Below are 12,453 nucleotides of genomic sequence, written 5' to 3'. Positions count from 1 at the left end.
ATTGCTGCGGACGCCCCGCGCCGCAAGGATCAGGATAGCCAAAAGGACGAACGTGGCCGGAACCAGCACGCCCAGTCCGAATGACGGCCCGAAACTGCTGCTTGCTTCGTTCACCGCGCATCCCCCCTATCAGGACAGACTTCAGGCGTAGTAACTCTTGTAGGATTGATAATAATAGCCGACGTCCCCATAGCCTGAACGTTCCTGCGCAACCATATCGACCATGTTGAGGCTGATGCCGATGACATGGGCGCCGACTTCATCCAGTTCCCGCAAGGCAAGAGCCGCAGCTTTCGTTGGCGTCTGTCGCCAACGCATCAACAAGATGACGCTGTCGGCATGGGCCGCGATCACCCGGGCTTCATCGACAGGCAGGATCGGCGGCGTATCGAGCACCACCAGTTCGAACCTCTGGTGCAGTTGATCGATCAGGGACGCGAATGCTTCCTTATCCGTGAAACTGGTAATAGCCGTATCATTGGGATGTTGGGGTAATATCCAGGCGCCGGACTCTGTATCCAGCATCAGCGCTTCATCCAGCACCGCCTTTCCTTCCAGCACATTGCGAAGCCCGGCCGTGTTGACAGCGCCGAAACTGCGGCTCGACGCGCGCCGGCGGATGTCGCAATCGACCAGGACAACCTTCGTTCCCGCAACGGCGGCGGAGCGCGCCAGGCAGATGGCGGTCGTCGTCTTGCCCTCGCCCGGCAGCGCCGATGTAATCGCGACGACGCGGGACGGCATGTCCGGCCGGTCATATTCGATCGATGTGCGCAATCGACGAAACGCTTCGGCAAAGGCTGACTGCGGTGATTGAAGGATGATGTCGGCGGGACCGGTCCCGCCCTTGATCAACCCCCGTATGAGGGAGATGGTCTTTGCATCGGGAATCGATCCGACCGATGCGATCCCCAGCCGTTTTTCGACCTGCTCGCTTGTCTCCACGCCGCGTTCGAGCAGTTGAAGGATAGCGATGGCCACCACCGACGCCCCCAAGGCCGCAACCAGGCCGAGAACGAGATAGACGATCTTGTTGGGCGATACCGGAATGACCGGGACAGTGGCGCGCGCAACAACATAGGCATTGCTGCGTTCCAATCCCCGCTGCGCCAGCGTCTGCTTGTAGCGGTCGAGAAACGCCTGATACAGGGTCCGGGCCGATTCCGCATTGCGTTCCAGTTCATTCAGCCGCACCGATGCCCTGTTGTTGGCCGCCAGCGTTCCTTCCGTCTGGTGGAGCGATCCTTGCAGCGAAGCCGTGCGTTGCCGCGCGGCATTGGCCTGGCCCGTGACGTTGGAAATGATGCGATTCACCTCTGCACCAATCTGTGCGTCAGTATCGCGCAGGGATTCTTCGGCACGGAGCAGATCGGGATGGCCGGGGCGATAGCGCGCCCGCAACGCCGCAACGTCGCGGCTAAGCTGGGCGCGTTGACCGCGAAGTTGGCTCACCACCGGGGAATCGAGTGCTTCGCCCAGTTCTTCACCGGTTCCGCCGCGCGCAAGCTGCGCGCGCGCTGTCTCCAGCCGGGCTTCGGCTGCTGCCTGCTGGGCGCGGGCTTCGGCCAATTGCGTGCTGAGACCGCTCAACTCCTGCTGGGCGACACTGCTGTTGCTGGAGGCCGCGAACAATTGGTTATTGGCACGATAATCCGCAACCGCAGCCTCAGCCGACTGAACCTGTGCCCGGAGCTTGTCCAATTGCGTTTCCAGGAAGCCGCTTGCCCGGCGATTGGCGTCAGCCTTCGTCTTGACCTGATTACCCACATAGGTATCGGCGATGGCGTTGGCGATCCGCGCGGCGGTTCGAGGGCTGTCCGATGTGAACCGGATCGTGATCGCGTAGGAAAAACCTTCCCGCTGAATTTTCAATCCCGACAACAGCTTGGAAACCGCTTGCCGTCGCGCCTGGTCGGGGGGCAACGCAACGCGGCCATCGGCCAGTTGCGGATTAAACTCGGGATCTTCCGTCAAACGAAGCTGGTCCACAATCTCGCCCGCCAATTCGGGCGATTGCAGGATCTGGACCTCGGTATCGACCGACGCCGAGTCAGGCGCCACCGAAGGAACCACCTGATCCACGTTAATGACCTGTTCCGAACCGCGTTCCAGCGCGATGCGCGCCGTCGCCTCATAACGCGGCTCCGCGAGGAAATAGCCGACCCCCGCCAATATCAGCAGCACCACGCTGATCACGCCAATCAACGGCAAACGCCGCCTGACAATCCCGCCGATGCGATGCACGTCGATCAGCGCGCCCTCATCGACAGCATCCGTGGAAAACTGCCGGCGCTCCAGCGCCGCCTGCGCACGGGCATCCATCAGTTCATGCCTTGTCGTGGACGTTGTGGCCGAGATTCCTCATACAGATCGGACATAATCTTCCCTGTTGTCTGCGCGACCGTCGCGAAACGGCCCACATGCCCCCAATTTCGGAGGCTCCGATTTTATGTGCACTGCAACAAGGCGCTGGCGTCGAATGGTGCCACAGTTGCGGCCTGAAGATTGTCTACAGCGTCAAACCGCGGGGCGGACCACTTTGCCAGACGATTCCGCCGGGGATCGCTCCACCTGCCAGCCGCACAAGCGGCGTTTGGGGCGGCACCTGAATGTCATGCGTGCCGATCGATATCCTGACCGGTCCGTCATGGACTACGAAGATCGGCCATCCCTTGCTGCTGCGCACTTCCAGATGCTCGATATGTATCGTGATCGGTTCCGCCGTCTTTCCCGACACGGATTTTTCGCCCATGAGCGAAAAGTGGCAGGTATCGCCGATCCCGCCAGCCTTTACCGGCTCCAGGCTGGTGAGGCGGGTCGCCCGCATCGACGTCCAGAGCCGATAGTTGCGTGCATTGCCGCCGGCAATACAATCGTCCAGCACGGTCGTAGACGATTTGAGGTCGAATCCCCCGTCACTATTGTCATAGGCCGCGCAACGCCGGAACAGCAGCCTGTAATTGCCCCGTTCGGCGGAATAACCATCGCCGTTCCAATATTTCTTCTCTCCGCGTTGCCAGCGAAAACCGCGCATGATGCAGCGTTCGATCCTGAAATCATGGGCTGTCCCGGTAAAGCCGATACCGACCGGCAAGTCGTGCGGCGCGGTTACTGTCGTGCCGGTCGCCAGGACATCCTCGATAATGCCATCCCGGCTGTCATACCCTATCCGGGCGAAGCTGCGCCGGATTCCGGTCGCCAGGACACGACTGACGCGCAAACCGTGGATGCTTGCGTCTCCATCCTTCTCCGCCGCCTTATTCTCTATGACCCTGTAGACATCATTCACCCTCGCATCTTCAAGAATGAGCTTATCGACCGGCGAGGCGACGCGAAGGAGGCCATTACCCACATGGCTTGCATTGATGCCGGCGATCCGGCGCCCGCTGCGGGCGAGATAGATTTCTCCATCATCGCCCTGTATCTGCGTCAACGGAGTTGACGGTGCGGCAGGGCTGATGTCGCTACGCATATAGTGAGCATATGCAGCAGAACGCGGCGCGCGAACCGCTTTGCGACGCAATGTTCCTTCCGTCCGACCGCAGGCTGAGATTCCTATTCGCCGAACGGTTAACCGCGTCCGCCCTTCACGCCATATCGCGCGCGACACGAATCTTTTGCTGACTGCGATCGGGAAACCATTGGATGGTTGGGGCCGGTCCGTCCACCTGGATCAGCGGCGCATCCGGAGCATCGATATCCGCGTCATAGATGGAGATAGTGGCGGGCGTATCCGTCTGAAAAAAGAAGATCGGAGCCGTGTTGCCGGCGGCAGCGCGCACGACCGGGCGGTCAAACATATAATTTGCGCCGCTGCCGCCGAAGAAGGCGAAATGCGCCACCTCTCCCGTCCCCCCGTTCTTGACGGGATTCTCGCTTCGGCAATTTTTGAGAATGCCGCTGTTCCATAGCCGGTAATTGCGCTTGTTCCCGCTGGCACGACAATCTTCCAGATAGACACCTGCGGACTTCACATCAAAACCGCCGTCGCTGCAGCCAGTCGCAACGCAGGAATAATAACGGATTTGCCGATTGCCCCGCTCATCCGAAAAGCCATCCCCGTTCCAATATCTGTCGGCGGCCCGTCGCGTTTCGGAAAAATCATGCGCTTCCACGCGGCGATATACGATGTCATTGGCTTCATCGTCCAAAGCGAAGCCCACGCAATAGTTTGAACATTGGCCGTTGCCATGGGCCACGACATCTTCGATCACGCCGCGCGTAGACCCGTAGCGGATGCGTAAAAAGTTACGCTCCAGCCCAGTCGCAACCACCCGCCTTATCGCGAAATCGCTGACCGGCGCCGCCACGCTGGGATGATCCCAGGACCAATTTTCTATGAACCGGTACATGTTGCTGACATCACAATCCTCGATTGTGAAATTCGCGGTCGCGCTATGAAATAATCGGATCGCGCCATTGCCCAAATTGAGAAAATGGCAATTCCGGATCAAGGTGTCGCTTTCCGCCCAGATGGCGGTCCCGCCATCGACTCCGGAACCATCGGGGAGACGGGTTCCACGAAAGGTGCGTCCATCGATCAGCGTCTGGCTTCCCGTCTGCGCCCGGATCATCGATGGCACTGCAGCAGGACCAGCGGCCGTAGCCTTCATGAACCGGCGGCGTGTGAGCAGAGCTGTCATGGCCTTTATCCTTTCGTTTCAATGCAATTGATGAACGGATTGCCCCCATTTGTTGGTAAGTTTACCTTGTAGTTTGTCATTGTTGCCTATGTGCAAGCGCGAAGCAATGGTTTGTGAAGACAGAAGAGGTTAACGCAGAATTAGCACCGATATTGGCTGAAATGACCTCCTAATGAGAAGATTTGGTTGCTGGGCCGCCCCTCAACCGGGAGACTATTTCATGATTAATGCTACGGCAGCGATCAACTCGCCGATGCGCGAACGGTGTCGCGCAGCCCATGAGGCCCAGCCACACTCCCTCCTTCGCGCCAGCGCGTATCGGAAAAACATTCAGGTTCGAAATCCTTCTTGAGGCGGCTTCGACGATATGGTTGGAACGCGCAATGAATGTAGAATCGATGCTGGCCGGGGTAGAACTCGGCGGAACCAAGGTCTTTGTGCTGCGGGCACGCGGCCGTATCATTTTGGATCGGGAGATGATTCCCACCACTACACCGCTCGACACGCTGGGCAGGGCGGTGGAGATATTGAAGGACTGGGACGCGCAGGAAGCTTTCGCCGCCATGGGTATTGGCAGCTTCGGACCGCTACGGCTCGATTCGCATGCCGCCGATTTCGGCATCATGCTGCCCACACCCAAGCCCGGTTGGGCAGGCGCTGATATCTGGGGGACGCTGACGGCACCCTTTGATTGCCCAGCCGTCATCGACACGGATGTCAACGGCGCAGCGCTGGCCGAATTGCGCTGGGGTGCGGGCGCGCAGGGGCCGGTGCCTTCCGACAGCCTGTGCTATATCACCATCGGCACCGGGGTCGGCGGCGGCTTTGCCCTTAACGGCCGGACGCTGCGCGGGGCCATGCATCCGGAGATCGGCCATATCCGGGTTCCTCGTGCCCACGGCGACAGCTTTGCGGGCAGTTGCCCCTTCCATGGCGATTGCATCGAAGGGCTCGTGTCCGGCCCGGCCCTGGCCAAACGCTTCGGCGTGCCGGGACATGAAATCGATCCGAACGATCCGCGCTGGGATCATGTAGCCAGCGACATCGCCCATCTGGTGTCGACCATCCTGCTCAGCACATCGGCGCGGCAAGTGCTGATCGGCGGCGGCGTAGGCATGGGCCGCACCGGCCTGCTCGATCAAGTCCGGGAAAAAGTGGTGACACAGCTTGGCGGCTATCTGTCCCATATCGATGCCGACAGCATCGACCAGATCGTCCGCCCGCCAATGCTGGGCGATCAGGCAGGGCCGCTGGGCGCGGTCGCACTGGCGCTCGATGCGCTGGAGGGGGCCGGGATCGCCTGATCCCGACCCCCCTTTGACGATCAGCGGGTCAGGCCCTGTCCCAGTAGGTGCAGTGTCCGCTCATCGACCTGTGCGAAAGCGCGCACGCATCGCACGTCCACCAGCCGCGCCGGCGTGGCATTGCGCGTCAATATGATCCGCAAGCGTCCCGCCACCATCTGCGCATCGCTGATGGCATCCGGGCCGCCCAGAGCCTCCAAAATTTCCGCCGCCGGTTCGACCGACGCCCGATCCTTGACGACCGGCGCCTGATCCACCGGTGGCGCGCCGTGCGCCGCCGCCAGCCGGATCTCCTCGGAAATCTGGTCCGCCATCGGCCCGATAATCACCTGCACCGCCTGGGCGGAGGGCCGCAGCACCGCGACGGCGCCCAGCGCCTTGAGCGCCACGTCGTCCACCTTCGCCTGATCCTGCACCACCAGTCGCAGCCGCGTGGTGCAGGCGCCGATCGTGTGCAGATTGGCCGCGCCGCCCAGCGCCGTCAGATAGTCGCCACCGCGCGACCCGCTTTCACTGGCGCCAGCGGCTGCATCCTGCACAAGCTGCCGGCCGGGCGTAGCCAGATCGAACCGCTGGATCGCAAAGCGGAAAACGCCATAATAGACGGCGAAATAGACAGCACCGACCGGCAGCAGCATCCAGGGCCGCGTCGCTCGTCCGAAGTTCAACACATAGTCGAACAGTCCCGCCGAAAAGCCGAAGCCCAGCCTCACGCCCAGCAGATCCATCACGACCATCGACAGGCCGGTCAGTACCGCATGAATGGCGTAGAGCAGGGGTGCGAGAAACATGAAGCTGAACTCGATCGGTTCAGTCACCCCTGTCAGGAAGGACGTCAGCGCAAGGCTCAGCAACATGCCGCCCACCGCCTTTTTCTGGTCCGGCAGGGCGGAGCGATACATGGCGAGGCAAGCAGCAGGCAGGCCGAACATCATGACGGGGAAGAAACCAGCCATGAACGCGCCCGCATGGGGATCACCCGCGAAGAAGCGGCGCAGATCACCGGTCGTCCCGGCATAATCACCCAGAACGAACCAGGCAATATTGTTCAATATGTGGTGCAGCCCCGTCACCAACAGCAGCCGATTGAGCAGGCCGAAACCGAACAGGCCAACGCTGCCCGACGCCACCAGCCCCTTGCTCACCAGGCTGAGACCCGTGTCGAGCGCGCTGTAGCTCATCCCTACAATGAGCGCCATCAGCACGCCCGCGCCACCCGCCACGATCGGCACGAAGCGCCGCCCGCCGAAGAAGGCGAGATAGGCCGGCACCTCGATCGTCGCATAGCGATTATAGAGAGACCCGCCGATAAGGCCTGCGCTGATTCCGATGGGCACATCCAGCCGCGCGAAGGCCTTGATCTTCCAGGCATCCGCAACCGTCTGCGCAACCGCATCGGCAAGGCCGGCCGTCACTTCGGGCGGGACGGTAAGCAAAGCCCGCCCGCCATGCATGGCGACCAGATAGCAGACCACGCCTGCAAGCCCCGCCGCGCCATTGCCATCGCGCGAAATGCCCGTCGCCACACCGATGGCGAACAACAGGCCAAGGCTGGAAAACAACGCATCGCCCGCCGCCGCGAGAAGAGGAATGCCCAGCAGGTCAGGCTGACCCAGACGCAGCAACAGCCCCGCCACCGGCAGCACTGCTATCGGCAGCATCAGCGCGCGGCCGATCGGCTGAAGCGCTCCGACAATCTTCCTCATGCCAGAAATTCCTCTTCAAAGCGGCGGGCCAGCGCCCGAACCTCTGCCGCCGATTCCAGTTGCAAGGCATGTTCAGCATGGGCGCGGCAATCCGCGATGGACAGTCGCCGCACCAGTGCCTTGAGGTCCGGCACGAAGCGCGGTGCGGCCGACAATTCGGTCACGCCCAATCCCAGCAACAGCGGAACCGCCAGTCGATCCGACGCCAGGCCGCCGCAAACGCCGACCCAACGCTTGTGCGCCCGCGCGCCCTCCGTCGTGAGCGCGATCAGTTGCAGCACTGCCGGATGCAACCCGTCGATCCCGGCGGCAACCGCCGGATTGCCGCGATCCATCGCCAGCGCATATTGGGTGAGGTCGTTGGTCCCGATCGACAGAAAATCGGCGTGGCGCGCCAATGTCGCCGCCGTCACCGCCGCAGCGGGCGTTTCGACCATGATGCCGACCGAGACCGGATGAGACAGGCCCATCTCCGCCTTGATCGCCGTCACACGCGCACGCACCGCCTGCAATTCCGCGACGCTGGCGACCATCGGCACCATGATGCGGCACTGACCGTGCGGCGTCACCGACAGGATCGCGCGCAATTGTTCGTCCAGCACGTCCGGCATGGCTAGTCCGACACGAATGCCGCGCAGGCCAAGCGCCGGATTTTCCTCCGTCGCGATCGGCAGATAGGAGGCGGGCTTGTCGCCACCGATGTCGAGCAGGCGCACGATGAGCGGCCTGCCGTCCAGCTTCGCAGCAACCGCGCCGTAAAGCGCGGCCTGCTCCGCCACCGTGGGCGCTGTATCACGCTCCAGGAACAGAAATTCGGTGCGCAGCAGGCCCGATCCTTCAGCGCCATGGGCCATGGCGATCTCGGCATCCTCGACCGAGCCAAGATTGGCGAAAGCCTCGATCCGGACGCCATCGCGGCTGACGCAATTTTCCGCCGCCGCCGCGACCGCCGCCTCTCGCGCGACTGCCCGTCGCGCCACCTCGGCCCGCGCGTCCGCCAGCGCATCCTCTGCCGGATCGACATGCAGTACACCGCCATCGGCATCGAGGATCAGCGTGGCGTCATCCGCAACTTCTCCAAGAGCATCGCCAACCGCCACCAGGGCAGGCAGGCCCATGGTCGCCGCCAGGATCGCCACATGCGACGTCGGCCCGCCGCGCTCCAGCACGATCCCGATCACATTGGCGTCAAGCGCCATCACCTGCGAGGGCAGCAACTCATCGGCAAGCAGGATCGTGCCCGGCGCAAAACGCAGCGCCTCCTCCTGCGTGCCCGTCAGAATGTGCAACATCTGCCGTTCCAGGTCGATGAGGTCATCGGCCCGCTCGGCAAAGCGCGCATCGCCCATGTTGCGCATGGTTTCCGCTGTGGCCCGGCACGCCTGACGCCAGGCATGACCCGCGTCGCGCCCCTGCCTGATCCGTGCATAGGCGTCGAGTTGCAACGCAGGGTCTTCCAGAAAGGCCGCATGCGCCCGCCGGATCGCAGCGCCCGTCTCGTCACCGGACACATCCGCCAGCCGCAGACGCATCACGTCCAGCGCCTGGTTCAACCGGTCCGATTCCTTGTCCGCCCCCTGGCCGTCGCGGGGCACGTCGATATCCTTCACGCGCAACCAGCGCGCACGCCCCAGGACATAACCTGGCGCCGCCAATGTGCCGGCCAGCGCCCCTTCGGGCACCTCCGTTACCATGGGTACGGGAACCGCCGAAGGCTCCCCGGCATGAGGATCGTCATGCTCATCCATGCCGCCCTCGATCAACGCGATCAGGGCTGCCACGGCTGCCTCGGCATCCATGCCGCTCGCCACGACATCCACCTCGTCATGCAGGCGGACCCCCAGCTTGAGCAAGGCGATGGGTGATCGGGTCGAGGCTTCGCAGCCATCCTTGACGATCCAGCTTTCCGCAACGAAGGCTCGCGCCGCCTCCCCAATCCGTGCAGCAGGGCGGGCATGAATGCCATGCACCATCGGCACGCGCACCTTGCCGGTCACGCGCATACCTTGATCGCCACGCTTTACTTCAAGCGCGGGTTCTGCGGGTTCAAGATAGATCAGCCCCTCACCAACCCCCACAACCTTGCCGGTTTCGGACCGGGTGATGCGGAATCGATCGCCATTGGTGACGATCACCGGCGTCATCAGCGAAGGCACGGCCTGCGCCACGCCATCCAAGTCGAACCGCACCAGCGGCTGACCGCGCGTCACCTGATCGCCCACCGCCACCAGGGGCTCGAACCCCTTGCCGCCCAGGGCGACGGTATCGATGCCCAGATGCATCAGCACCTCGACCCCGCCCTCGCCGCGCAGCGTCACGGCATGATGGCTGGCATGGAGCGTCAGCACTTCTCCATCACAAGGCGCATGCAGCACATTGCCCAGAGGATCGATGGCAACGCCGTCGCCCAGCAGGCGACCGGAAAAGACGGCGTCAGGCACATCGTCGATGGCCGTGGCCCAGCCCTGCAAGGGCGAAGTGAGGATGATCGAACCCATTGCGTCCCCTTAGAGCATTTTCGAGTTGCCCGTTGACGGTCAACGGCCCCGAAAATGCGGCATCGAAAAAGCGTCCCGATCGTGCTGCCGGGATCAATATATCATGGCAGCACGACGAGGGCGCTCAGGCGACCCGCTTGCCGCCGATCCACGTCCCGCGAACATTCAATTCACGGTCCAGCCATACGAAATCCGCACGAAAACCGGGCGCTAGCATGCCACGCTCCGCGCCAAGGCCAAGGAAAGCCGCCGGATTGGCCGCCGCCATTGCTACCGCGTCCCTCAACGACAGGCCCAGCTCATGCGTGTTCCGCACCGCCAGTGCCATGTCGAGATCGGACCCGGCCAGCGTCCCGGCTTCATTCACGCAAACACCATTTTTGACGGTGATGCGCTCGCCATTCAGCATAAATTCCTTGATCGCATTGCCCACGCTCGGCATCGCATCGGTCACGAGCAGGAAACGGTCCAACGGCCGCGCCGCCAATGCGATCCGCGCCGCAGCCGGATGCATATGCGCGCCATCGATGATAAGGCCGCAATAGAGCGCCTGGTTCTCCAGCGCCGCGCCAACCACGCCCGGCTCACGATGATGCAGCGGCGACATGGCGTTGAAAAGATGGGTCACGCCCGTCGCGCCCGCGTCTATGGCGGCGCGCGCCTGCGCATAGGTCGCATTGCTGTGACCGATGCTGACGATCACGCCCGCTTCGACCAACGCGCGAATCGCCGCGACATCATTCTGCTCGGGCGCCAGCGTCACCAGCACTCTGCCTCTGCGCGGCGCCGTCAGCAGTGTCAGCGCTTCTTCATCCAGCGGACGGAAATTCTCCGCATCGTGAATGCCCTTGCGCGAGGCGTTCAGGAACGGCCCTTCCACATGGATGCCGACGACACCCGGCACGCCCTGCTCGATCGCCTGATCCACGGCTTCCAGCGCCTGCGCGATCACCGGCAGAGGGCAACTGATGAGCGTCGGCAGGAAAGCGGTCGTGCCATAGGGCGCATGAGCGGCGCCGATGCGGGCAATGGTGTCCACATCGGGCTGATCGTTGAACAGCACGCCGCCGCCGCCATTGACCTGGGTATCGATGAAGCCGGGAACGATCCAGCCACCGTCCAGGTCCAACGCTTCGCCATCCGCATGCTTAAGCGCGCCGATCAGCGCCCCGTCCAACTCGAACGCACCGCCATCCAGTTCGGCGTCACGGGTCAGAATCCGCCCGTTACGAAAGCCGATCACACTCATCGCGTTTCAGTGACCTTGCGCAGGAAGGGCGGTTGATCGGGGTTCAGTCCGCGAGTCCAGGCCAGCTTTTCCGCCGCGCCATAGAAGGACTGGATCATCAGGATCGGTTCCAGCACTGCATGGGCCGAAAGCACCGGCAGTTTGCCCGCCGGATCGGCCAGCAGCACATTGGCGCCCCGCTCGGCAAATTCCGCAGCAGCCTGCCGCACATCATCGCCTGATTTATCCGAGGTCGCAAAGGCCAGCACAGGAAAGCCGTTATGCACGATCGCCATCGGCCCATGACGCACTTCGGCGCTCGAAAAGCCTTCGGCATGAAGTCCGCAGGTTTCCTTGAGTTTCAGCGCCGCTTCCTGCGTCACCGACAGGCCATAGCCGCGCCCGACGATGAACAGATTGCGCGCATCGGCAAGCGCGTCGACCATGGGCGTCCAGTCGAGCGCATAGGCCTGCTCCAACTGCGCGGGCAGGGCGGAGAGCGCGGCGAGCAATGCTGCATCACCGCTCCAATGCGCCGCAAGCGCGGCCAGACCGGCGATCGATGCGATGAACGACTTGGTCGCCGCCACCGACGTCTCCGGTCCGGCGTAAAGCGGCAACAGCACGTCCGCCAGAGCGGCGAGCGGCGAGGTTTCATCATTCACCAGCACGACGACATAAGCGCCCGCCTGCTTGTAGCGCTCGACAGTGGAGAGCAGGTCCGGGCTGCGGCCCGACTGCGAAATGGCGATCAGCAATGCGCCGGTCTGTTGGAACTCCGCCGCGAACACCGACGTCACCGAAGGGGCCGCCGATGCGACCGGCAGGCCGAGCAATGTCTCTATCACATATTTGCCGAAGGTCGCCGCGTGATCCGACGAACCACGAGCGCAGGTTACAACGAAAGCCGGAGGATTGGCGCGCAGATGATGAGCGAGTTCACTCAAGCGATCGGCATTGCGCTCAAGAAAACGCGCAACCGCCTGTCCACTTTCACCGGCTTCCCGCCGCATCGCGGAGGAACGCTGATCCACACTCACCTCTGACATTCTATCCCCTTGGCGCCCGGAAAGC

8 protein-coding genes are annotated in these 12,453 nt (G+C 62.8%); 1 reads left to right on the top strand and 7 read right to left on the bottom strand.

Features of this window, described 5'->3' with window-relative positions:
* Window positions 1-141: 141 nt before the first annotated feature.
* From MOK15_RS21610 to MOK15_RS21600, 3 genes are all read right to left on the bottom strand, one after another.
* Entirely contained in the window at window positions 142-2,322 is a 2,181-nt protein-coding gene (locus MOK15_RS21610) for a polysaccharide biosynthesis tyrosine autokinase (protein WP_242933726.1), read from the bottom strand.
* A gap of 187 nt (window positions 2,323-2,509) precedes the next feature.
* On the bottom strand, window positions 2,510-3,472 hold the full coding sequence (locus MOK15_RS21605; RefSeq protein WP_242933725.1) for a hypothetical protein: 963 nt from the start codon (window positions 3,470-3,472) through the stop codon (window positions 2,510-2,512).
* Between the two features lie 115 nt (window positions 3,473-3,587).
* Complete coding sequence (locus MOK15_RS21600) at window positions 3,588-4,643, bottom strand: twin-arginine translocation signal domain-containing protein (protein ID WP_242933724.1); 1,056 nt, start codon at window positions 4,641-4,643, stop codon at window positions 3,588-3,590.
* A gap of 398 nt (window positions 4,644-5,041) precedes the next feature.
* Here MOK15_RS21600 and MOK15_RS21595 point away from each other — a divergent pair, with 398 nt between their 5' ends.
* Window positions 5,042-5,947 carry an ROK family protein gene (locus tag MOK15_RS21595; protein ID WP_242933806.1) on the top strand — a complete coding sequence of 302 codons (906 nt, stop codon included), beginning with the start codon at window positions 5,042-5,044 and terminating at the stop codon, window positions 5,945-5,947.
* A gap of 20 nt (window positions 5,948-5,967) precedes the next feature.
* On the opposite strand, the gene nagE is transcribed toward MOK15_RS21595, so the two are convergent.
* The 4 genes from nagE to MOK15_RS21575 form a co-directional block, all read right to left on the bottom strand.
* Window positions 5,968-7,653: an N-acetylglucosamine-specific PTS transporter subunit IIBC gene (gene nagE, locus MOK15_RS21590; RefSeq protein WP_242933723.1), complete on the bottom strand. Its 1,686-nt coding sequence runs from the start codon at window positions 7,651-7,653 to the stop codon at window positions 5,968-5,970.
* A complete protein-coding gene (gene ptsP / locus MOK15_RS21585) occupies window positions 7,650-10,151 on the bottom strand; it encodes a phosphoenolpyruvate--protein phosphotransferase (protein ID WP_242933722.1) in 2,502 nt (833 codons plus the stop codon). The genes nagE and ptsP overlap by 4 nt, the downstream gene beginning before the upstream one ends.
* A gap of 124 nt (window positions 10,152-10,275) precedes the next feature.
* A complete protein-coding gene (gene nagA, locus MOK15_RS21580) occupies window positions 10,276-11,400 on the bottom strand; it encodes an N-acetylglucosamine-6-phosphate deacetylase (protein WP_242933721.1) in 1,125 nt (374 codons plus the stop codon).
* A complete protein-coding gene (locus tag MOK15_RS21575) occupies window positions 11,397-12,428 on the bottom strand; it encodes an SIS domain-containing protein (protein ID WP_242933720.1) in 1,032 nt (343 codons plus the stop codon). Before MOK15_RS21575 ends, nagA begins: the two co-directional genes overlap by 4 nt.
* Window positions 12,429-12,453 lie beyond the last annotated feature (25 nt).

This window comes from Sphingobium sp. BYY-5 (assembly GCF_022758885.1).
Classification (GTDB): Bacteria; Pseudomonadota; Alphaproteobacteria; order Sphingomonadales; family Sphingomonadaceae; genus Sphingobium.
This window is presented reverse-complemented; position numbering and strand designations above follow the sequence as displayed.

Excerpts from the sequence above, each read along its gene's own strand:
- MOK15_RS21610 (WP_242933726.1), bottom strand. The coding sequence starts at position 2,322 with ATGGATGCCCGTGCGCAGGCGGCGCTGGAGCGCCGGCAGTTTTCCACG.
- ptsP (WP_242933722.1), bottom strand. The coding sequence starts at position 10,151 with ATGGGTTCGATCATCCTCACTTCGCCCTTGCAGGGCTGGGCCACGGCC.
- MOK15_RS21595 (WP_242933806.1), top strand. The coding sequence starts at position 5,042 with ATGCTGGCCGGGGTAGAACTCGGCGGAACCAAGGTCTTTGTGCTGCGG.
- nagE (WP_242933723.1), bottom strand. The coding sequence starts at position 7,653 with ATGAGGAAGATTGTCGGAGCGCTTCAGCCGATCGGCCGCGCGCTGATG.
- nagA (WP_242933721.1), bottom strand. The coding sequence starts at position 11,400 with ATGAGTGTGATCGGCTTTCGTAACGGGCGGATTCTGACCCGTGACGCC.
- MOK15_RS21575 (WP_242933720.1), bottom strand. The coding sequence starts at position 12,428 with ATGTCAGAGGTGAGTGTGGATCAGCGTTCCTCCGCGATGCGGCGGGAA.
- MOK15_RS21600 (WP_242933724.1), bottom strand. The coding sequence starts at position 4,643 with ATGACAGCTCTGCTCACACGCCGCCGGTTCATGAAGGCTACGGCCGCT.
- MOK15_RS21605 (WP_242933725.1), bottom strand. The coding sequence starts at position 3,472 with ATGCGTAGCGACATCAGCCCTGCCGCACCGTCAACTCCGTTGACGCAG.